General features: G+C 54.7%; 9 protein-coding genes. 4 read left to right on the top strand and 5 right to left on the bottom strand.

Features of this window, described 5'->3' with window-relative positions; genetic code table 11:
• Window positions 1-7 precede the first annotated feature (7 nt).
• The gene (locus HG66A1_RS09465) at window positions 8-3,658 is read left to right on the top strand and encodes an EF-hand domain-containing protein (protein ID WP_145182600.1); all 3,651 of its coding nucleotides are present in this window, start codon (window positions 8-10) and stop codon (window positions 3,656-3,658) included.
• Between the two features lie 117 nt (window positions 3,659-3,775).
• On the opposite strand, the gene HG66A1_RS09460 is transcribed toward HG66A1_RS09465, so the two are convergent.
• The 3 genes from HG66A1_RS09460 to HG66A1_RS09450 all read right to left on the bottom strand — a co-directional run bounded on the left by HG66A1_RS09460 (window position 3,776) and on the right by HG66A1_RS09450 (window position 6,543).
• The gene (locus tag HG66A1_RS09460; protein WP_145182597.1) at window positions 3,776-4,303 is read right to left on the bottom strand and encodes a carboxypeptidase-like regulatory domain-containing protein; all 528 of its coding nucleotides are present in this window, start codon (window positions 4,301-4,303) and stop codon (window positions 3,776-3,778) included.
• 119 nt (window positions 4,304-4,422) lie between these two features.
• On the bottom strand, window positions 4,423-5,361 hold the full coding sequence (locus HG66A1_RS09455; RefSeq protein ID WP_145182594.1) for a DUF1559 domain-containing protein: 939 nt from the start codon (window positions 5,359-5,361) through the stop codon (window positions 4,423-4,425).
• A 567-nt stretch (window positions 5,362-5,928) separates the two neighbouring features.
• On the bottom strand, window positions 5,929-6,543 hold the full coding sequence (locus HG66A1_RS09450) for an SOUL family heme-binding protein (RefSeq protein ID WP_232106787.1): 615 nt from the start codon (window positions 6,541-6,543) through the stop codon (window positions 5,929-5,931).
• Window positions 6,544-6,910: 367 nt separating this feature from the next.
• On the opposite strand from HG66A1_RS09450, the gene HG66A1_RS09445 reads away from it, so the two are divergent.
• The 3 genes from HG66A1_RS09445 to HG66A1_RS09435 all read left to right on the top strand — a co-directional run bounded on the left by HG66A1_RS09445 (window position 6,911) and on the right by HG66A1_RS09435 (window position 13,071).
• A complete protein-coding gene (locus HG66A1_RS09445) occupies window positions 6,911-7,906 on the top strand; it encodes a DUF6268 family outer membrane beta-barrel protein (RefSeq protein WP_145182586.1) in 996 nt (331 codons plus the stop codon).
• A gap of 122 nt (window positions 7,907-8,028) precedes the next feature.
• Window positions 8,029-11,544, top strand: a complete 3,516-nt coding sequence (locus HG66A1_RS09440) for a DUF1553 domain-containing protein (protein WP_145182583.1) — start codon at window positions 8,029-8,031, stop codon at window positions 11,542-11,544.
• A gap of 36 nt (window positions 11,545-11,580) precedes the next feature.
• Window positions 11,581-13,071: a DUF1501 domain-containing protein gene (locus HG66A1_RS09435; RefSeq protein WP_145182580.1), complete on the top strand. Its 1,491-nt coding sequence runs from the start codon at window positions 11,581-11,583 to the stop codon at window positions 13,069-13,071.
• 85 nt (window positions 13,072-13,156) lie between these two features.
• On the opposite strand, the gene HG66A1_RS09430 is transcribed toward HG66A1_RS09435, so the two are convergent.
• Both HG66A1_RS09430 and HG66A1_RS09425 read right to left on the bottom strand, forming a co-directional pair.
• A complete protein-coding gene (locus tag HG66A1_RS09430) occupies window positions 13,157-21,235 on the bottom strand; it encodes a hypothetical protein (RefSeq protein WP_197997065.1) in 8,079 nt (2,692 codons plus the stop codon).
• A gap of 454 nt (window positions 21,236-21,689) precedes the next feature.
• Window positions 21,690-23,957 (bottom strand): choice-of-anchor D domain-containing protein (locus HG66A1_RS09425; protein ID WP_197997064.1); only part of this gene is annotated, 2,268 nt, incomplete at its 5' end.

Here is a 23,957-nt window from a genome sequence, read left to right as displayed (position 1 = left end):
TGAGTGAGTGACTTTATTACTAAAACCACAGAGCACCCGGCCAGCAAACGACGCGGCCCCGTATCGCTTGAACCGCCGTCGGTTTCTGCCTGTTCTGTTACTGATCCTGACCAGCGTTTCTCCCCAGGCTCACGCTGCAACACCAGAGGAACGGTATGAAAAAATCGATTCCAGCGGCGACGGTTACTTAACCCGGGACGAATTCACAGCCGGGATGCCCCAACTGAAACCGGAACAGGCCGCGCAGGCATTCACCGTCAGTGACTTCGATCGTAATGAGCTACTCTCGCTGGAAGAATTCCAGACCGTGACCGGCGTCACGCCACCAGGCGAACGGGCTGCGGTTCCCGATCCCGTGGCCCCGTTCGTGGCTGAAGCAAAACGCAAATGGGCCGCGATTCAGCAAGCCGCCGATGCCGACGGGGATGGACAACTCTCAAAGAAAGAATGGCCAACCGGGGAACTCAAACAACAACTCCCGCCCCTGGCCGCGCTTAAATTCGCGATCTGGGACAAAGACCAGAATGGGCAGGTCACTTCCAGTGAAGCGGACCTGCTGCTCGATATTGCCTACGGTATGAAGCACACCGACGGCTCCCAGCTGCGGGCCGAGAACGGCTGGGTCATCTACCGTTCTTACCTGACCCGTACCGACAAAAACAACGACAGCCGGATCTCCAAAGAAGAATACATCCCCTCTATTCGCTGGCCGGAAGAAAAAGTGCTGGCACTGTTCAAGGAACTGGATGCCGATCAGAGCGACTATCTCTCAATTCCCGAACTGACAAAATCGACCACATCCTACATCGATGAAGTCGCCTTCTTCCTCAGAAGTGACACCGACCTGGATGGTTTTTTAAGCCGGGAAGAACTCTTGAAGATCGGCTTGAACAGTGCTTCCGCGGCACGGTTGAATCATGCGTTCCCTGCCTTCGATGTCGACGGTGACGGCAAGTTCTCGATGAGTGAATTCCGTCTGGCCCCCATCGGCTGCTTTTATGTCACCCTGCGAATGTATACTCAGAAAGATCTGGACCACGATGCCCGGCTTTCCTGGGAGGAGTTCTACACGGAACCCGCGCCGCAGCTCATTGGCCTGGTCTGGGAACTCTTTCAGCGTTTCGACCGGAACCAGAGCGGCATGCTCGAACTGAATGAATATGAGTTTGCCATCGATACTTCCAAGATTAAACCCGAATTCGCGTTCTCCGCGTATGATAAAAACGGCGATGACCAGTTGACCTGGGAGGAACACCTGCCACTGGTGACCGGTCTGAAACCCGAACTGGCAAAACGGAATTTCCACGTCGTCGACTTTGACGGCAACGGCACGCTTTCACTCGCAGAGTATCAGGCTCTCCCCAGCCTGTTTCCCGGGCGGGATCGTGGCAGCGTTCCCGATCCGTTCGCAGAGCTTGCCCAGGCTGCTCACCAGACCTGGCGTTCGATTCAATCCAAGGCTGACGTGAATAGCGATGGCCGATTGTCTCCCACTGAATGGCCACGTGCCGCATTGAAAGAACAGCTCCCGCCACTGGCAGAAGTCAAATTTCAGAATTGGGATACGAATCGAAATGGAACCGTCTCTCCCGAGGAAGCCGCACTGATGATCGACGTGGCCTACGGGATCAGGCACGTGGATGGCTTCCCGCTCCGCGCTGCCAACGGCCTGGTGCTCTATCGTTTTTACATCGAAAGGACCGACAAAAACGGCGACCATCGCCTCTCCAAAGCAGAGTACCTGCCCTCCGTCAGACTGCCCGCCGAAAAGGTCCTGCAGAACTTTCAGAACATGGATGCCAACCACGATGAGCTCCTGACATACCAGGAACTCTCGACGGCTTCCTCGACGAATATTGATGAATTCAACCTGTTCCTCGCCCGTGATAAGGATCTGGACGGGTTCCTGAGTCGCGACGAACTGGGCACTCACAATTCCAACAACTCCACTAAAAACCGGCTGCCCCAGGGAATGGTGGCGTTCGATGACGACAAAGACGACAAGCTTTCGCTCCGGGAGTTCCGCCTGGCACCGATTGGCGCCAGCTACATCACCTTGCGGGTATTTGATCGTAAAGATCAGAACAATGATGCGCAACTCTCCTGGGACGAGTTCTATGCCGAACCGTCGCCCCAGCTGATTGGCATCGCCTGGGAACTGTTCCGACGCTACGACCGCGATCAGAGTGGAATCCTGAGCCTGGATGAGTTCGAGTTTCAGGTCGACTATTCCAAAATGAATCCCCAGGCCGCCTTCACCCTGAATGACGTGGACCGGGACAGCCACCTTTCAGAAACCGAGTATCTCGCTAAAATTGCGAAGTCCGCACAACCGGCTGCCCGCCGGGATTTCCACCTGGTTGACTTTAATCACGACGGTAAGCTCTCCCAAGATGAATACCGTGCCCTGCCCGATCTGCTGCCCGTAGAAGAAAGAGGTCCCGTTCCGGATCCCGTCGCCGACCTGGCTGCCGCAGCCCGGAAAACCTGGCAGAAAATCTTCAAAGCCGCTGATTCCAGCGCCGATGGTCAGCTCACCTATTGGGAATGGCCCGACTCGGAACTCGAACAGCAACTGCCGCCCCTTTCCCGGGTGGAATTCAAACACTGGGATGCCAACCAGGATGGCAGGGTCTCCCGTAAAGAAGCGGATCGTCTGATTCAAATTGCCTACGGCATGCAACACACGTCTGCTGCTCCACTCCGCACCCCCAATGGTTGTGTGATGTACCACTCCTATATCACCTCCGCAGACAAAGACGGCGATCAACGTCTCTCGGTCAACGAGTATATTCGTTCCATCCGTAAACCGGTGCAGGAAGTTTTCACGATGTTCCGGGAGCTGGACACAAACCAGGACCAGCAGCTGACTTACCGGGAGCTGGCAAAATCCCCCCTCGCCAACATTGATGAACTGAAATTCTTCCAGCGTCACGATACGAATCTGGACGGACTGCTGGATGTAAAAGAACTTGCGAAGGTTAACTCCAACGGTGCGACCCCGGGACGGATCCCCCAGGGGATGGCGGCGTTTGACTCTGACGGCGACGGACACTTCTCGCTGGCAGAGTTTCGCTTCTCACCGATGGGCTGCTGCTACGTCACCATGCGCGTCTATGGTCGAGAGGATGCCGATCACGACGGACAGCTTTCCTGGGAAGAATTCTACGACGAACCATCGCCCCTGCTGATCGGTCTGGCCTGGGAACAGTTCCAACGGTTCGATCGCAATCAGAGTGGCTTTCTGGATCTGGACGAAATTGAATTCCGTTACGATCCGACACAGATTCCTGCTGACAAGTATTTCACGGTCATCGACGCTGATCAGAACAAAACAATCAGCTTCGAAGAAATCTTCTCAGAAGACAAACCTGACACCAGTAACGTCGTGAAATCACGCGATTATGAAATCCGCTTCACGCAAGCCAAGCAGCACTTTGCTCAGAGCGATCTGAATCGGGATCAAGAGCTCAGCAGGGAGGAATACGCTCAATTTCACCAGGCCGAGCACCTGGCCGCCCAACAACTTCGCGACGCCAAAGGGTTCGCCAGACCGGACCGCATCGAATGGCTGTTACCGGCCGTCATCTCTGTGAACGGGGTCCTGGTACTGGGAATATTACTCTTTCTCGTCCGACGCAAATTCAGCAGACGCTAAAGCGGCGCAGTTCCGCCAGTCTTTTGCGACAGAGTACATCAATCCCCTCCCAAAGAAAAAACCTCTCATTACAGATCAGTCTGCATGAGAGGTTTGAGAATTGAATCAGCTGGCTGCTTACTTGGATTCTAATTTGAAATCCAGGGTATTACTCTCATCCTTGACGTCAGCCGTCAGCGTTGTTTTGGTATTGTACTTTTCGGGAATCGGATCTTTTTCGGTTTTCTTTTTCTTGACGACACGACGTTGTGTCACATCTCCATCCTCGGGGGGAGGAGTATCAATATTCACCGTATCATCCAGCGAAGCATTGGCCAGATCCGCTTCGGCGCTGCTTGCCGAGTCCTGTCCCTCAGTCGCCTTGCCGGTCGAAATTCGCACTTTGTGAGGGCCGACAATCGCTCCTTTGGCATCACCCACATAGACCAGTTCGTAATAGCCTTTCGCATCGGTTTTACCCGAAGAGGGATTCCCTTTCTCGGGTGAAAAGATAACGATGGCATTTTCCAGCGGCTGACCATCCATTGTGACCACTCCCGAAACCGGAGCCAGGTCAACATCGATTCCTGATCCAGAGCACCCGTAGGCACAGGCAGCCAGAGCAAACAGACTAAGGCATGTCTTGATTCGTACGTTGCAGATCATGTGATTCCCCCCTTGGTATCCATCCATCTCATCGCGAGACTCAGAACATTTCGTAAAACAGAATTCCCGGTTTCACCAGCCTTGATGAAACCGGGAGGCAAATTCAGCCTGGAGTCGACTTAGTATTCTCCAAGCACGTTCTTATCGTTGATACCAGCCAGGTATACCAGGGTGTTCCCATCGGTATTCTCGCTGATAAATTTGATCCGTCCGTCACCGAACAGAAAATGACAGCCGCCAGTATGCGAACTGCCCAGCGACCATTCATACTTGGTTCCGGTCGACTGGTTGATTCCGTTGATCAGGTAGATCGTGGACGGGGTCGGAGTCGCAGTCGCCCCCTGCCAGGTGCGGACCAGAGCCGTATGGTAAGGCCAGTTGGCGTAATTGTGCCCATTATTGGTGTTCGAGGCACCGATCCACAGACCACCGGCCGGAACCCCTTCTGTGGTTCGCTCACCAACCATGATCACGTTACTGGTACCATCGGTGAAATCGCGAATGCGGTTAATGTTATGGTTGTTGAATGCACCTGCATAACAGCGGCCCTGCCCATTCGCTGGATTGATATCACATGGCGAGTAAATCCCCGGATAATTTGACTTGCCCCAGCTACCGATATTAGTGTTCAAGCCTTCCATCGGGTCAGTCGGACAGTTAAATACCGGGATGACGGTTTTGATCAGCGGTTCCTGCGGTGGCGTTCCCGTGTAGTTGGCCCGCCAGGGAGTATTCATGTTGATCTGGTTGTAGATCGTGGCCTGATCCATGAATGGCAGCAGCATGACCGTCCAGGCGAGATAGCTGTCGGTGGTCACATCATCGGCAGCAGTCCGGCGCGTTTCCACATGCATCTGTGGGAAACAACGATGGGTTTCATGATAGTTGTGGAGTGCCAGACCGATCTGCTTCAGATTGTTTTTGCAGGTACTTCGTCGGGCTGCTTCACGGGCCTGTTGCACTGCCGGTAATAAGAGGGCAATCAGAATGGCGATGATGGCAATCACCACCAGAAGTTCGATCAGGGTAAAACCCCGTTTGACTGTTACACGTCTCATAGTAACCTCCGCATGAAAAAAGATAAGAGAAGGGAGAACATCTCATCTCGTACTTTTATTGTCTCCCGGAATTACATAGACCGGAAGTGGGAGGTTCCACAGCAAAGCAAGCGTGTTGAGACAGTGTATAAAGCGTTCAGATTCGTAAGGCAGAACCTGAGATTTTAATGATGCTGGGTTTTGTAAGCGCTTAATAAAAGTACAAGATCTATATTGTTGAAAACAACAATTGCCAGAGAAGGCAAACTTTTCACAGATAACTAGAGAGGCGAAAGCCTGATAGAATTTATAAGGTATATCACTTTGAAGAAGTGATGAAGCGAATTTGAAACATACCTCTATTATTTAAATTTAAGCTCTGCACAGTTTAAATGTCAATAACATATCTACTTAAGATTTTAGAATTGATCCGAATTTTTTGACCAATGAAAAACTGATTCTTGTATCCAGATTTTCTTCACAATTAACCCTGTTTATAAAGCAAGCATTTAGTAAACAACACTCCCAAATGCCTGTCATCAGATTCGAATTTGAGGCATCCGAAATCTTGCCTCCGGGCGGCATTGATTATCTCGTTGTGGTCTCGCCTTCCAGTCGAATCAGAACTTCATTACGGCGGAAGGGACCGGGAGTCCACGGTGGATCGTAGCCCGCGTATTCCACTTCATTCTGGCAGACAAGCCCCTCACCGCTGGCCCAGTCGCGCAACTTTGCTTCGGCGTTTTTAACGGTCTCCTGATTCAGACGACCGCTGAATCGGATCACCGCAAAACGTCCCCCTTTACGTTCCTGAATCTGTACTGCCTCACTTACAGGCTGCGGAACTGTCTGGCTGTCATATTTCTGCGGAAGGACAAATGCCATCTGACCAGCCACCTTGTCGTGCTCAGGCTCCATGAATACGGGAGTGGTCATCGCGACTTTCTGCGACTCCTGATTTGCACCGTCGATATAACGAAACAGACGCATGAAGCTGCCATCTTTTCCCTGCGCATCAAATTCACTACTGGTCATCGCCAGTTTCAGATCAGGATATTCTCTAACTTCGAAGTCACCTTCTGATTTGACAACATCATAGGCGGCTGACTCATAAGCAGAACGCGACGTGATTCTCCAGCCAAATGCGAATAGAACCACCACGACAAGAGCCATAATTAAATAGAGCATTTTTCTTCGTTTCATTTCCATCCCACTCCTGGTCTACAAACAGACTGATCAGGAATCAATTCAGGCATATTAGTCTGATTATCTATTTTTAGCGCTGCATACCGTTTTGACCACTGCCTAATCCTGCCCGAAACGGGATTTGTGGACAAATCAGCACCCAACCTAAGTTTTATCTGCAAGTCGTAAGCGAATTTTTTTTGATTTTTGAGATGGTCGAATCCTGGGACGCAACTATGAAGTAGTAACAGCGATCAAATTGCGCTAAAATCCCCCCTCACTTCTGCGCTGGCCTGCTCACAGCCATAATTTCCATTCTAATCTCATGTTGACTACCCGCCACTTTCTATTTTTCTTAACAGGTTTATGCTGTTTCACAATCAGCTTGCGCGCAGAGCCCGCGCAGTTCGAGCCAGAAGCTCCTGCTGCCGAGCCTGGTCTCGCTTTTCTGCTCCCCACCGATCAGTTTCTGCGACAGGAGTTAGACGAACCAGACGACAGCGATCCCCTGCTTCCTCCGCCGCTCGAAGATTCGTTCTCGCAGGTTGAGCCGACACCGAACCCCGACACAGAATCATTGCCGGACCTGAAAACTTTGCTGCGTCCCCGCTTTGATATCTCCGCGGAGTGGGAGCCGGAAGCTGACGGCGTGGAAATGATTTCTTCTGATCTTAACTTAAAACTGCCTCTCTACCCGGTGTTTGGTCCGCCGCCCCCATTCCTGACCGCCGGCTATTCCTTTACCCGCATCAACGCACCGGTCCAACTCGACCTGCCCCGTGACCTGCATCAGTTTTCGCTGGGTGTGTCCTGGATGCGTCCGCTGAATGAACGCTGGCTCGTCCGCACGATGTTGAGTGGCGTCTTCGCAACCGACTTTTACAATACAGGCAGCATGGCCTGGCAGTTCCGCGGCGGCATGTTTGCCATCTATCGCCCCAACGAAGAGTGGGATCTCGCCTTCGGTGCCCTGGCGACAGGTCAGGAAGACATTCCCGTCCTGCCGGTGATTGGTGCCACCTGGCGTCCCTCTTCCTCCGTCAAAGTCAACCTGATGCTTCCCAATCCGCGGATCTCGTATCTGATTTCTGAATCCGAAACGCGGCAGCAGTGGGCCTATGTCGGCGGGGGCATGTCCGGCGGAAACTGGGCCTACAATCTCCGCGATGGTTCACCCGAACGACTGAATTATCGCGAATGGCGGCTGGTCGTGGGTTGGGAATCAATGCCTCCCCGTACGCCCGGACGTTTTCAATCTCCGGGGGCCAGTTATCTGATCGAGGCGGGTTATGTCTTCGGTCGTAAGTTCGAACGGGAACACCAGGCAGCCGACATCAAGATCGACAATTCTCTGCTTCTGCACTCAGGCATCCGATTTTAAAACGGTTCTCCAATAATTTTCAGGTTCTCCGATTCCAGTCTGGAGATTGCACACAACAAAATATAAAATAAGTTAAGAAACTCGCCCTGAGACCAGCCTCATCTGCACTGTGGAGACCTCCCATGCAATGGCCTACCCTCGTCGTGTCCTGCTGCGTCAGCCTGTGTGTCTCATTCCCGCTTCGCGCGGAAACGCCCCCCGTCCCCGTTGACTACACACAGCAGATCAAACCCCTGCTCCAGGCGCACTGCTTCGCCTGTCATGGGGTGTTGAAACAGGAATCAGCCTTACGCCTTGATGCGGGGAAATTCATTCTCAAGGGAGGCGAAATCGGTAAGGCCGTTGTCCCGGGGAATTCCGCGGAGAGCCTGCTCTTTCAGGTGATCGGCGAAGATCCGGATTTCGCCATGCCGCCCGAAGGACAGGGACGCAAACTGACTCCTGAAGAAGTCGCCTTGATTCGCACCTGGATCGATCAGGGAGCACAATTTCCAGTCAACGATTCTCCCGAACCAGCGCCTACCGAACACTGGGCCTTTCAACCAGTCAAACGTCCTGAAGTACCCAAGACCAATACTCCCTCGCAAAATCCCATCGATGCTTTTCTGCTGGACCGTCAGTTAGAGGGTGGACTGACTCCACAACCCCAGGCGGACAAAGCGACCCGGCTCCGTCGACTCTACCTGGATCTGATCGGGCTGCCTCCCCGTCCGACGGAACTGTCTGCCTTCCTGAACGACACTCGCCCCGATGCCTGGCAACGCGTAATTGACGATCTGCTCAGCCGCCCGCAATACGGCGAACGCTGGGGACGTCACTGGATGGACGTCTGGCGTTACAGCGACTGGTACGGCAGACGGGGCGCGAAAGACATGACCAACAGCTATTCCCTGACCTGGCGGTGGCGCGACTGGATCATTCGCTCGCTCAACGAAGACAAAGCCTACGATGTGATGGTCCGTCAGATGCTGGCAGCAGACGAACTGGCCCCCAACGACCGGGAGAATCTCGTCGCCACCGGATTCATCGTCCGGAATTTTTACCGCTGGAACTATCACACCTGGCTCAAAGACAACGTCGAGCATACGGCCAAAGCGTTTCTGGGACTGACCATGAACTGCTGCGAATGTCACGACCATAAGTATGATCCGATAAGCCAGGAAGAATACTTCGCCTTCCGTTCCCTGTTTGAACCGATTGACCTGAGACACGATCGAGTCCCCGGTGAAGCCGATCCGGGACCCTTTCCCGATTATAAACTGAGTGTGCGAAACGGACCGGTTCGCACCGGCATGGTCCGTATTTACGATCGACATCCCGATGCCCTCGCCCGGTTTTATACCGGTGGCCTGGAACAGAACATCGTCAAAGACAAGCCCCCCATTGAAGCCGGGACGATTCAGTTTCTGGGCGGTGATGAAATTCAGATCCAACCGGTCGAGCTGCCGGCAACCGCCTGGTACCCCGGACTCAAACCGTTTGTGATCGAGGAAGAAACACAGACAAGAACGGCGGCTGTAGAGCAGGCACAGCAGAAATGGGACGCGGAGTCCCCCAGCCTCGAACAACAGCTTAAAGAACATGAGCAGATCCAGACCAGACTGCTGACAGAATACAGAGCCTGGCAGGAGTCTCAGCGAACCACAGACACTCCGTCCAGCCAGCAGACGCTGCAATTGACTGGTGGAGAGGGTCGCCGCGCACTCGCCCGGGAACTGACAGGCTGGAACGAACTGCCCGAGCAACTGGAAATTAACTTTCAGTTGCGACTCCACGCCGACAAGATGGTGAATTTTCAACTCTCGAACGATCTGGCCGCCGGACGAACTAATTTGTATGTCGCCTTCGAGGCGGGGAACATTCTGACTTATGCCCCCGGCACCACAAATGTGACCACCATCGGCTCATTCACGACTGAGGCAAAACCACTCGATCTGCAAGTGGACCTCAAGCTGCAGCCTGCAAAAGACATCGCCCTGCTGACAGTCACCCGCAGTCAGGATCAATCGATCATCATCAAAGAGACGCCGATTGCCCTCAATGGCTGGAATCCGGCCCACAGTGTTAACCGCGGGCTCTTTCTCGATGCCCACGCCGGCAGCCGTGCGGAATTCGATCACATCGTCTTCCTTGAGCCGGGAGGCCGGGAACTCAACCGGTTTGATTTTGAATTCCCAGACTACTCCGAGGGCGCAGATGTCACGAGCGCGACCGACTGGATCCTCACGCGGTTCAGTACGGGAAATGCGACTTCGAAAATCACGCTCCAGAAACCGCTGTCCCCCGAGGAACAACAGTGGCAGCAGAAAATCAGCGCCGCCCGCCAGCAGTTGTCTCTGGTTCAGCTAAAGCGGGATACGCTGCAAGCAGATTTAGAAGCGGCCCGGGCTGAGCTCGCGCAGTACCAGGCGCGCGTCGACGCTGCCCGCGCCCGTCACATTGATGAGTCACCGGAGGCCGATTCCCTGGCGCGTGCTGCCTGTCAGGCGGAATGGAAGGCGAAACGCAGTGCTGCTCAGCAGCAGGTCGCAGCTGCTGCATTGAAACTGCACACCGCTCAGATGCTCCCCGAGACAGAGAAAACACGCAGCAAACAGATTCAGGATGCGCAACAACAGCTCACACAGGCCCGGACCGCGCTGGCAGCTGCGGAAAAGCCGCGAGACTCACAGTCGATGGACTTCGCTCCCCTGAGTCGAATCTTCCCCCAACAGAGTTCCGGGAGGAGAGCCGCCCTCGCACAGTGGATCACGAGCCCCGATAATCCGCTCACAGCGCGGGTCGCCGTCAATCACATCTGGATGCGGCACTTCGGACAGCCACTGGTCGATTCGGTCTACAACTTTGGACGCAGTGGCGCCCAACCCACGCATCCACAGCTCATTGACTGGCTCGCCGCGGAACTCATGGCGCATGACTGGAAAATGAAACACATTCATCGCCTGATTCTAAGTAGCGACGCTTACCAGCGAAGCTCGAAGGGAGTCGCAGCCGGACACCCAAATCTGACCGCGGATCGCGACAATCGACTGCTCTGGAAATTCCCTCTGCGTAGAATGGAAGCGGAAGTCGTTCGCGACAGCCTGTTTTATCTCGCAGATGACCTGGATACGACGATGTTCGGACAGGAGATCGAACAGGACCAGGGACTCACCACGAACCGCCGCAGTCTTTACTATTCCTATCACGGCGAAGCAAAAATGGAATTTCTGGCTTTGTTTGACGGTCCCAGTTCCACCGACTGTTACCGCAGACAGACCACGGTCCGCCCCCAACAGGCACTCGCGTTAACCAACAGCCAGCTGGCACTCAAACAGGGCCGTCGAATTGCATCGCGTCTCTGGTCAGAGAAGACACAACTTACCGGAAAAAGCCCGTCCGAACAGGAACTCGATTTCATCCGGAATACATTTGAACTGATTCTCGCCCGCGCCCCCAACCAGCGTGAGCAGTCCGCTGCACTCCGCTTCCTGGAGCAACAACAGACCCTGTTCCAGAAAGTTCCTCAAGCGACTGACCAGAAACCAGCAGAACAGAAGAAACCCTTTGAACAACCCGCAACCGATCCAGCAGCCCGTGCCCGGGAAAGCCTGGTGCAGGCACTGTTCAACCATAATGATTTTGTAACCATCCGTTAAAACCGCGTCTGCAAACCCTACAGGCAGGACGTAACCATGCAATCAGACCTGACAAACATGCAGCCCCCCTGCGGCCAGATCCAGCGCAGAACGTTCCTATCCGACCTCGGTTATGGAGCGACAGGCATGGCTTTAAGTATGCTGCTGAACCGGGAAGGCTCAGGGCAGGCCGCCAGTACAAGTTCAGGAGCCGCCACCCAGGGCCCGCATTTCACACCGCGGGCCAAGTCGGTGATCTGGATTTTTCTCTCCGGTGGTTACAGCCAGATGGAGACCTTCGACCCGAAACCGGAATTGAATAAATACGGCGGCAAGACCTACGCCGACACCGTTTATCCCGACCCGTTTCAGGATCCGCGTTACCAGGAGCGGGCCCGGTCGGTGGTGCAGGTCAAACGGGAACATGACAAAATCATGCCGATGCAGGTTGGCTTTCGCAAACAGGGGGAGTCCGGAATCGAGATCACCGACTGGTGGCCCCATCTGGCAACCTGTGTCGATGACATCTCGTTTGTCCGTTCGATGTATACGACCGATAATGACCATGCCGCCGAGTTCCAGATTCATCACGGGCGTCACAAGCTGGATCAGAAACAACCGGTCATCGGGTCGTGGCTGAGTTACGGTCTGGGCAGCCTGAATCAGAATCTGCCGGAATATGTCTTCCTGGGTTCCTACACCGACACCCGCGTCAAAGAAAACTTCAGCCCCGACTACCTGGGTCCCAAATACATGGGCGTGGAATTCTCGCTCGACCCGAACAATCCGCTCCCCTTTGGTGCCCGTCCCCAGACGGTGCTCGAAAAAGAACAGGCCAATCAATACGCGCTGATCAATGAACTCAATCGCATTTCGTCAGTCGAGTACCCGCATGACGAGAAACTCCGGGCCCGGATCAATTCCTACGAACTCGCGTTCCGCATGCAGCGCTCCGTTCCCGAGGCGCTCAATCTCGACACGGAGACAAAAGAAACACAGCGTCTGTACGGCATCGATGAGAACGAAACCTCGAGCTACGGTAAACGCCTGCTGGCCGCGCGTCGGCTGGCGGAACGGGGCGTCCGGTTTACCCAGGTCTATTTGAGCGGCTATGGCGAATGGGACTCGCATCAGAAACTCAAAGAGAATCACACCCGATCCTGTAAACGCGTCGATAAACCGGTCGCAGGTCTGCTCAAAGACCTCAAACGCCGCGGAATGCTGGATGATACCGTTGTCGTCTTCTGCACCGAGTTCGGCCGGACCCCTGCGGTGGAAACCCGGGGAAGTACAAAAATGCCCAGCGGCCGCGATCATCATCCTCACGGTTTCACCATCTGGTTTGCCGGTGCGGGCGTCAAGCGGGGCTACGTGCATGGGGCAACCGATGAACTCGGCTTCCACGCCGTCGAATCGCCGCACTATGTCACCGACATTCATGCCACCCTGTATCACCTGCTCGGTCTCGACCCCACGCGGCTCGACATTCCCGGCAGAAAACGTCTGGAAATCGATCGCGGGAAGCCAATCCTGGATATCCTCAGTTGATCAGTAACCACCGGGTCCATAAGGACGATTGCCCCCTGGCAAACAGGGTTCCAGTAAAGTTTCTAAATATCTCACCGGGGGAATGCTAAAACGAAAGCAGTTCGGTCTCGTCTTCCAGCAAACCAAAGAACTGATCGGTCTCTGCATAAGACTCAGTTAATTTTCGCACACCCGGATCCAGTGTCTCTGCCATCAGCCCCTCGTCGGTATGCTCAGCCCCCAGCAGGTGGCCCAGCTCGTGACGAATCACCGTCCAGAGATCAATCAGTCCTGCAACTTCACTGCCCGGTAATGCGATTAATGATAACTGACTGTCGTAGGTATACTCGCTGTGATCCAGGGGTGTCGTATCGACAAACCAGCCATAACCGGCGGCATTCACGTCGATATAAATCGTATCGCCGACCACCCGTCCCAGCGTACTCCCTTCCAGATCGACTACTTCCACTTTGACGTTCGCCAGCTTCTGCTGCTCTGCACTTGAAACAGTCGGGCTGACTTCCAGGACAGCGGTCTGCAACATCGTATCCGCCTGCGACTGAGTCAATGCAGTAGCCTCTGGAGTGGTCTGGGGCGCGATCGCAACCTCTAAATTCTGATTCCAGGCATCCGGATAATTAGTCGGGTAGATAATATTTGCCTGTGAAAGCTTGGTCTTGTTGTAATTCGAGGCCAGAAAGATCAGGTCCTTGAAATCCACCCGCTGATTCTGATTGATGTCACTGAACCAGGCGTAATCCGAACTGGATTCTGCGGGCACACTGTTATACACACTCGCAAACAGCAGTAGATCTCGAAAACTGATTCGGTCATCATCATTCAGATCGTAGGGATTCGCCCAGATAGAGGCACCGGGGGAATCGATGATCGGCGTCTGGCTGATGCGCCCACTTCCCAGTGTGATCTGTGGCGACTGTATCTGCAGTCCCAGGTCATACGGCCCGATACTTTGTCCCTCCAGATCCAACAGCACCTGATCATCGGCCAGTGAATCGAAGCGAATCCGGGCAAATAACAACTGCCCGTCGATACCCAGATCGATCGTATCTACAGTCGCTGAGAGACTGGTAACCTGACCGGTCAGATCATCGATCGTTCCGGTCTGATTTTGAGAAAACGCAGTACCGTATCCAATGTCCGTCGCGGTGGTAAAATCGGTCTGATAATTCAGATCAAGCGTGACCGTAGCGATCCCCAGGCTGGCAACATCAATGGTATTCACCCAGAATTCCACCCAGTAGGTATTCCACTCACTGATTCCAGCCTGGTGATCGGGGAGTTTCTCGATTTCTCCCTGACCACCGACCGAGGTCGGCGTTTCGACCACCCGCATCGAGAGCGTTTCAAATTCCTGTACGACGACATCAAAGGTCCGCGTGATCGTGGCATTGTCTTCCGTCGTCAGCAGATTATTGTCCAGGCCCCCATCTTCGACGGTGACAGTGATCGTCGTCGTTCCAGTCTGGTCAGTGATTGGCGTAAAGACCAGACTGCCGGTGGCATCGTCAGAGGTGTAATTCACCACGGGATCTGCAATTAACCCCGGCAGACTGCTCTGCGCTGTCACGCGTATCGGCTGAGTCTCGCCTCCTCCCGCAGAAATGCCACTCAGGTTCACTGTCTGCTCAGACGCATTTTTGAGCAGTAACAGATCAGACAGAGAATCCAGTTCCGGATCGTCATTCAGAGAGTTGACCGTCACATCGAACGTGAGGTAAATCGTGCGGTTATCGCCGGTCGTCTCTGTGGAATAATCGGTGCCTCCATCAGAAATGATGAGCGTGATCGTAGCAACTCCACTCTGATTCGCGATCGGCGTGAATACGAGATTTGCCGTCGTGTCTGCCGCAGCATAGTTCACCTGCGGGTCTGGGATCAGCGAAGGTTGACTGCTCTGCGCGATCACCGTTAACGGCTGAGAATTTCCCCCCGCGGTCGTAATCTGAGACAGATCGATGGTCTGCTCCAGCGCGTCTTCATCAAGCACCAGATCGAGTAATTCGGGAAGCTGCACAAACAGTTCACCATAATTGTCGATCATGATCGGTCCCTGGGTTGCGTGGGCAGTGATACTGTTGACTTCGGTATCCAGGTCCAGAGTCCCTGCACCGCCGATGCCGATTGCGGCCTGCAAAATCAACGTTTCACTTTCAACCAGGGGACCTTCACCGGGGAGATTATCGCGAATGGCTCCCGCTGTTGAAGTCAGTTGCACGGTTCCGGAGGTTTGCAGGTTCGCAAGGAGCAGATTATTGACCGACTGCACGTCGATCAGACCTGTTCCACTGCTCTCGATCCGCGTCCCCTCGACCAAAGTGATACTCCCGGCCGAATCAATGTCGATACCGGAGGCTCCCGTATTGGAAATGCTGGCCGAGTTCTGCAGCAGAAAATCTCCCCCGGTATTTTCCAGTTGCAGTAAACCTCCCGCAGCAGTCACCGATTCGTAGACTGTCATGTTGTCAGTCGAAGTAATGCGGGTCGTTCCGTTCGTCGTTACGCCCTCGATCCCACCAGAGAAACCAAGAAACAGCATACCGGTATTCTCCAGAGAGAGTCCTCCACCGGAATTCGCCTGCAGGCCCACGATACTCGATTCCAGCGCATCCCCTGCACCAATCCCGCCAGAGGCAATCAGTGTCACCAGGTATCCATTCAGGTTTTCCGCAGCACCGTTGGCATCGATAATCGAACCGCCACTTGCTGTCAGTTGAATCTGGTTCGGCGTGGTAATCGACCCCAGATACAGATTCGACTCTGCAAACAGCTCAACACTATCAACACCTGAACTGAGACTGCCTCCGGCTGCAAAAGTCAGATCGCCGGCGGAATCGACAATCACGCCTCCCGTTGTGGTAAAGGCGCCATTAAAGCTGACGATTCCCGAGAGCGTCAGATCACCGGCTCCCAGATCCAGATTGCCGACATTGACCGCATCATCACTGCCCGGAGTCACAAACAGATCAGCACTGAAGCTGCTGTCCAGACCATTCAGATTGACGGTATCCGCCCCGGTCCCACCAGCGGCCTGGGTCAGAATCGCCAGTGCATCCGTGGGATTGAGGAACGTGACCGATTCACCCAAAGTGGAATCGATCAATGAATAACTGTCGCCTGCCACACCGTCATCAGACAACGTAATCGTCTCATCCGCTCCGGTAAAGCTGAAGCTGCGGTTTTGCGTTTCAATCGTATCCAGAATCGGTTCCAGACCGGTATAGGTGATTGTCTGCGTGGCGCTGCCGTTATAGAGAATGCTGCCGGAATTCTCATCGACGAAGCGATGCTCAACCGTCGCTGCGGCCCCGCCCAGAATTTCCAGTGCATCGCCGCTGGTCTCTCCCCTGGATCCGCCGTCAAACAGAATTCCCTCAGCTGGAACAAACAGACCGCCATCCGGGTTTTGAATACTCAGGATGTCATCTCCTTCTCCCCCCGCAAAGACCAGTTGTGTCAAAGAGGTGAAACTGACAACAGAGCCGCCGTTGAATTGAAAAGTTCCGCTGTCAAGTTCCGTCGCCAGGATCGACAGTTCATCGTCGCCCTCGGTTCCCTCAACCCAGAGCACCCCCTGCAAATTAACCTCTTCGATCTCGGAATAATCAATCGTTTCCAGTCCGCCTGTAAACGAAATAGTCCCACTGTCAGTGCCACCGGGAGTCACTTCGGGAACGGCTCCCGGTGATGAGTAATAATAGAGCGAATCAGCAGGGGAAGTTGGTGCAGCAGGGCTCTCTCCGTTGACGGTAATCTCCGTCTCAGAACTGGCAGAGAGATGGAATGTATCTGCGAATACACTCCCGGTCAGTTGAGCGCCATTCACCGCTGAGAGCTGACCGAACAGTGCCAGCTCGCCCCCCTGAAAGTCCGTGGTAATGACACTTAAATTCAACGCGATCGATGAGTTCCCAGCTACGAGCTGTGCGCCGGACTCAATGAGAATATCATCTGCGGAATTAAATGTGATTGTCCCGTTAGCTACTTCGATTTTTACACCAGACCGGACGGTCAGGTCCTCCGCCAGGCTGCCCGGATCGCCGTCCACGCTTGCCAGCAATATCCCTATCCCGGCAGACATCGACTCGTGGATATCGATGCCCCCCTCACTCTCGATATCGATAATGTTGGTGTGAGAACGAATCCCTTTCCAGGCGGTCTGAACAGCTGCGGAACCGAGAATCAGATCCCCCGTATTCCTGACTCTGACGACTCCTTTGGCCACCGCGACTAACTGATCGACGTCGGTTGTCATATTGAGGATCGATCCCTGTTCGGCAGTCAGTTCCAGCAGACCTGCGGTGATCGTGTTCTCCGTAGAATTCTGCAGGCTCAGATGACCATTGCCCGCGATCAAGTTCACATCACCGGTGGTCGTCAGCTGGCCCGATGACCATGAGGTTGAGGATTCGAGATGAATCTTCCCCGACCCCGCGTCGATACTGCTGTCAGAGGTGGTGAAGCTCAAAATACTGGAAACGACTTCGACATCCCCATTCAGAATAATGGCGCCAGTGATTCGCGTCGTATCAGCCAGGCTGAGCAGATTTCCCTGGTCCAGATCCAGACCAGCCCCGAGGTAAACCGTTTCTGCCCCGACCCCCTGCCCCAGGTTCAGATCGGCGTTGAAATTCTCTCCCAGAGAATCGATCGTAATCTCGGAAGTAACTCCGCTGTTCCAGTTGCCGCTATTGACCGTCAGACTCAAGGCTGGATTCAGGAAGGTCCCCAGTTGACTGACATCTGACTCATAGGTCAGCTCGTCGACTCCCGCTTCACTGAGGGTGCTGACACCACTGAAACTTAGCGAGAGTCGATCGACGCTCACTGTCGAATCCACAGGCTGTTCCAGTCCGGCGTATTGGATCGCGGGTCGGGTGGCAGCATTAAAGAACACACGTCCCTGACTTTCATCCAGAAAATGATGCGTTTCCGCGACCGCAATGCCGCCTGAAATTTCCAGGTGGTCGCCACTGGTCTCTCCTCCGTCACCGCCGTCAAAGTAGATTCCATCCTCAGGTGCAAAGACGCCGCCTGCGGGATTGTTAATGATCAGCTGATCGTCCCCTTCGAATCCGTAGAACTCCAGGGATGAGATACTGAAAAAGTTGACGACAGGACCAGCGTTCAACTGGTAAGAACCAGAGTTATTATCGCTGGCAGTAATGGTCAGCACATCGTCGCCTGAAGTCCCCTTAATCATCAGATGCGCGGGGTCAGGCACACTGAATCCCGCTTCCAGGTTTTCGATACCTGTGACAAAGATACTCTGATATCCGCCTGCATAATCCAGCCGCGCATTCTCACTGTCGTAATCAATATACGCACCGTCGGTCGGTTCATTATAAAAGAGTGTGTCACCGGGAGTCGCCGGCGATAATCCATTGACGGTAATTTCGGACTCGAGACTGGGAGTGATGTAAAAAACATCCGAATTGACGCCGCCATAAACCGAGGTGCCGTCTGCGGAATGAGTCTGTCCCCACAGTTCGACGGCAATATTCGCATTGTCCGCGACCATGTTCTTAGCTTCCAGTCCCACGCCCCCGGTCAGCGCGATCAGCTGGGCTCCTTCTTCCACCAGAATATCATCGTCTGCAACGAGGCTTACACCAAACGAGCTGTCCTCCGATTTCACAATCACGCCAGCCCGAATGGTGATATCCCCGCCGGCGTAGAGACTGAGTGAGGTCCCCGTCTGAATCGATTCCCGGACATCCAGTGAACCCGTTGTATTGACATAAATGGTACTGTCCCTGGCGTAAATCCCGGTCAGGTCACCCGCATCCCCGATCACGAGGTCCCCTGTGTTTTGAACCTGCACAAAGCCGACCGTGGCAACCTCGAGATAACCCACCTGAGTCTCCATTGAATTCGTCGAAGATCCACTCAGGATCACTGCCCGTGCAGCCGTAATGTTATTACTGGAGCCATTGTTATCGATTATGGAAGCGCTGGCATCGATCCAGACATCTCCTGTGGTAATGATCTCACCCAGGTTGAGACCAGTCGACTCAAAGTAAATATTTCCACCGCCGGTATTCAGCGGTGTTGTGCTATCCGTAAAAATCGAAGCGGCTTCGACATGCACGTTTCCGGTGGTCGTGACATTCTCACCAAAAGTAGCTCGATTGACGTGCAGCTCCAGATCACCACTGCCCAGGTCAAGCGAGTTTCCGAATTCAACCCAGTCATCGCCGCGTGTTTCGGTAATGATCAGGTCGGCAGTCCCATCCTGTCCCACGGAATTGATGTTGACATAATCCAACCCGGCACCACTGTTCAGATTCAGGGTTGTGGAAGGAATCTGCAAGACCTTCAGTTCCGGACCGGAACCGGAGATTACCTGAAATCCACCACTTAGGTCCGCGTTAAAATCAATCGTCTGGGTGTCATTGTCATAATTCAGATCAAGGTGGGCCGTCGCCACATCCCAGATCATCCGATCCTGGTGAGAATAGAAGAGAAAATCCAGGTCGAATTCATTCAAACGCACCCAGCCTGATTGGGATCCTCCCATCCAGGAAGATAGGGAGTCTGCAGACCCACTCAGGATAATCGTATCATCCCCCGATCCATCGTCGCCGTCGTAGTCGATTCTGAGCCCGGCTGCAGCCAGGGACGTATCCAGGGTGACCTGTTCGTTTCCCGCTCCCCCTGTCAGATAAACGGTGCTGCCTGTCAGCATCGATAACGACACGGCAATCGTCTGCGCATCGATCTGTGTTCCACCAACCGGCGCTGTGATCAGATTATCGACCACACTCACGATCAGCTGCCCCCCACTGATCGTCATCGACAGGTTCGAATCGGAGACCGTCTGATGGTCAATCAGCAAATCGCCGTTCACGATCTGGGTGATAAAGTCAATCACGGGAGGAAAACCAAACACATAGGCGCTACCGGTATCGGTTGCACCGTGGTTGTGCAGCGGTGCACCACTGACAATCGTCTCTCCATCAATGGCGATCGCGGAACCATAGCCACTGCCGGTTTCAGTATCGGCAGCAATCAGTGACTCCTCTACAGCCGTACTCCAGCCCAGCGAACCTTCAAACAGATATGCCGCCCCGGTGCTCCCATTGCTCAGAGGATCTCCCACGACCAGGCTCATACCCGCGATGGAGACAGCCGATCCGAAACCACCTGAGTCTGTCGAATTGGGATATTCGCTGGCTCGCAGTTTCTCGACGATATTCCAGCTTTGTGAACCGTCCAGAATCGACACCGACCCGCCATACGTATCGCCGGCGGCACCGACCGCGGCATAGCGATCATCGATATCAACGGCGCTGCCCAGGTCGGAACCGGTGGTTCCCGACAGTTTCTTGATTTCTCCCCAGGTATCATCCGCAACACCCGCGCCATTTGAACTGCGTTCGAACAGATAAGCGGCCCCCTTGCCTTGATCCTGCACCGCCCCGGCGATGATGATCGATTCATCCTGACTGATCGCCACGGCAGAACCCAGCCAGGCATCAGCAGAGGCATCACCGGCTTTCAGTTGATCGACTGAAACCGTCGTCCAATCGTCGTCAGTCGTGAAGACATAGACGGCTCCTGATGACGCAGCAGCCCCATACGAATCCAGTTGTGCCCCCACTACAGCAGTATTGCCTTTGAGGTCCACAGCCAGTCCAAAGTCTTCCGCCGCATCGTTCGCCAATACTACAGGACGCGAGAGGGTCGCCAGCGCGTCCCAGGTATCATCACTCAGATTTGAGGCAGTCCCCTGTTCATTTCGTCTGAAAAGATATGCCGATCCGAAGGTATCTCCCTCGTCTGCTCCGATCGCACCGATCAGCAGTGTATCACCATCAATGGCGACCGACGTTCCGAACAGATCCTGATCTGTATTATCTGCACGAGGTGAAACGAGTGTCGAATGATAATCCCAGCTGTCATCGGTTTGATCATCAGGCGTGCCTGAATCATTGCGGGTATACAGTGTGACGGCTCCCGCATTATCAATTCCCGCCGGATCTGCATTGGGGATGCCTACCACCAGCCAGTCCCCGGAAACAGCAACCGCAGAACCTGACTGATCCGTATCGAATGGAGCGAGTGCAGCATCAGGCAGAAGTTCCCCCTGAAACAGGCTGGTCAAGAGAGTTCGGTCTTCCAGTAGCTCAATGCACTGGATCTGCCGGGCAGAAGAATCAGTCACTGTCTGACGTAAGTTCCGGCGCTGACGGCGGCGAACTGACGGGCGATTAGATGAACGCGCTGAAATCGCCTGCAGCCAGTGGGTCAGAAACATCTCATTCACTCCGCTCTGCAATGTATCGAGGACAGCCCCGTAGATTCCCTGATGGGATTTTCCCTGTATTATTGATGTGCCAGGTCGCGAACCTGATGGGCCCTGTCTCTCCATGCAGATAGAATATCTGACATTGGATTCACTTAGCTAACATACATGATTTACAAGTCATAAAACAATGACAAAAACAGACGAACGGACGATTAAAACAGATCCGTTACCTTGCAGCAGTGTTTTACGGCACGATCTAGACTGATAAATTCGTATAAATCAGCACAGCTCCTTCCAAAACAAAAATAGCCCCCGGAAACCTTGGGTTTCCGGGGGCCTGTCGGGACTGTTTGTAACTGGACTGGTTTAATTAGTCCAGCAGCGGGTTGTCTCCGCCGGCGATGCCGCTGAAGAAGTCGTCGAGTTCGTCTGCACTCGGCAGGCGACGTTCGGAGACGTCCAGCGACTCGCTCATCAGGGTACCGTCTGAGTCCAGGTCTTCCAGACCTAGTGTGTGACCCAGCTCGTGCATTACGACTGTCAGCAGATCCATCTGACCGAAGGCGTCGCTGCCGGAACCGGCCAGCAGGCTGCCGTCCAGCAGTGTGAACTCGCTGCTGTCCAGCGGCGTCCCATCGACGAACCAGCCGTAACCGGCGGCGTTGACGTCGATCAGAACCGTTGTACCCGAAGCACCACCGAGCATTGCATCGGGCAGGTCGGTCAGTACGAAGTTCACCGAACCCAGCAGTTCCAGCTGAGCGTCGCTCAGCCCTGCTGTTTCCCAGTAACTCAGGGCCGCATCCACAACCGAGTCCAGGTCAGACTGGGTGATCGACGGAGCCGCAGTGCTGCTCACACCGGCGGCCGCCATCAGCGGTCCTACCCGCTGGATGCGGATCGCATCAGCGTTGATCGCACCATTGGCCGGACCGTTGTCGCTCAGGGTCACGGTGATCGAACCACCGGGAGCCACCACAACCGCGGCCGTCAGGATTTCCCAGTTGAAGCCGTCGGCGGCAAAGTCATTCGGTGCGACTTGCTGGTCGACCACCACGGGGCCCACGCCGGCAACATTGTACTCGGCGTTCGTGGCCCGTAACGGGTCATTCAGCCAGGTCGCGGAGACGGTGTAGGTTCCGGCGGTCAGGTTCGTGAAGTCCCAGGTCGCCGTTCCGCTCTGACCCAGGTTCAGTCTCTGAGCATCACTTTCGAAGTAGCGGGCATCGTAGTACAGCGTGTTCCAGCTGCCGGTGCTGCTGTAACCCACGTCACCATTGTCGATCAGCACCACGTCCGTCATTTCGGCGGTGATGTTGAACGTGAACGGGTTCTCATCGCTGTCGTTCGTGGCGATTTCGACCAGACCAGCAACCACACCGGCGGCTCCGGTGCTGTTGAACGAGATCTCGAAGGTCGTCGACTGACCGGCGAACAGAGTCGTCGTCCCCAGCGGAGACGAGACCGTATACTCACCCGATCCTGGCAGAGTGATGGCTCCCAGGTTCAGCGTGTTGGTCCCCGTATTGGTAATCGTGAAGGTCTGCGACAGGGTTTCGCCGAAGAAGGCGGTGCCCAGATCGATGCCGCTCACGCCACTGGTCAGGGCCGTGGCCCCGGCGGCAACATCGATTTCCGGAGCCGTCGATCCGGGAGTCAGCAGTTCCAGCCGCATCGCGTCGGCAGCCAGGTTGCCGTTTGCACCATCGTCCGAGATGGTCACCGTCAGCGTGTTGCCGGCAGCCACCTGGAAGTTACCCAGTTCCTGCCAGATCGAGCCGTCAGCACTGAAGCCCTGCGGGTAGAACCGCTGGTCCAGAGTGACCGTGATCGGTCCCCCTTCGATGCCCGCGATCGTGATCTGGGCATTGGACGCGTATCCGCTGTGGTTCAGCCAGTGCGTAGCCACCTGGTAAGTACCGGCGCCCAGATTATCGAACGTCCAGGTCGCCGTGTTGACACCCGGCAGATCGCCGCCCAGCAGTACATCCTGGTCCCGCTGGAAGTATTGCGTGTCATCACCAAAGGTACGCACTTCACGGTTCCAGGCAGCACCACTGGTGCTGTAACCGGAGTCACCGTTGTCGATGATCATCGAGTCCGCAGCCGAACCGCTGACCGTGAAGTTGAAGGGATTCTCGACTGCCAGGTCACCGCCGAAGCTCACCATCCCGCTGAAGCTGCCGCCCACGCTGGCGTCCATCTGCAGGGTGAAGGTCGTCGAAGCACCGGGGGCCAGGTTTGTATTCCCGAACCCGGAGACCAGGCTGAACCCGGTCGGAACGTTGATGCCGCCCAGGGCCATGTTCCGTTCGCCGAAGTTCGTTACGGTGAAGGTCTTGACCACGGGAGCACCGGTGATCGTGTCTTCGAAGTCCACGGCACCGCTGTCTTCCACGGTTCCGCCGTCCACTTCGACCTTGATCACCGGATCAACCACCCGGATGATCCGGATTTCATCGGCGTAGACAATACCGTCCGCATCGTCGCTCAGCATCACGGTCAGCGTGTTGCCGTCGATGACGACTGGATCGCCAATGTATTCCCACCAGGTGCCGTCATCCAGGAAGTCGTCCGAACTGGTCTGATGACTGACCCGGAACGTGTCGACCGGGGTCGCATCCGAGAAGATCGTGTA

Origin of the sequence: Gimesia chilikensis (assembly GCF_007744075.1) — a bacterium.
In the GTDB taxonomy this organism is placed as follows: domain Bacteria; phylum Planctomycetota; class Planctomycetia; order Planctomycetales; family Planctomycetaceae; genus Gimesia; species Gimesia chilikensis_A.
Note: the sequence above shows the minus strand (reverse complement) of the source record. Positions and strands in the feature narration are given on the sequence as shown.

Coding starts and splice junctions, on each gene's coding strand:
- HG66A1_RS09455 (WP_145182594.1), bottom strand. CDS start 5,361: ATGAGACGTGTAACAGTCAAACGGGGTTTTACCCTGATCGAACTTCTG.
- HG66A1_RS09460 (WP_145182597.1), bottom strand. CDS start 4,303: ATGATCTGCAACGTACGAATCAAGACATGCCTTAGTCTGTTTGCTCTG.
- HG66A1_RS09440 (WP_145182583.1), top strand. CDS start 8,029: ATGCAATGGCCTACCCTCGTCGTGTCCTGCTGCGTCAGCCTGTGTGTC.
- HG66A1_RS09450 (WP_232106787.1), bottom strand. CDS start 6,543: ATGAAACGAAGAAAAATGCTCTATTTAATTATGGCTCTTGTCGTGGTG.
- HG66A1_RS09435 (WP_145182580.1), top strand. CDS start 11,581: ATGCAATCAGACCTGACAAACATGCAGCCCCCCTGCGGCCAGATCCAG.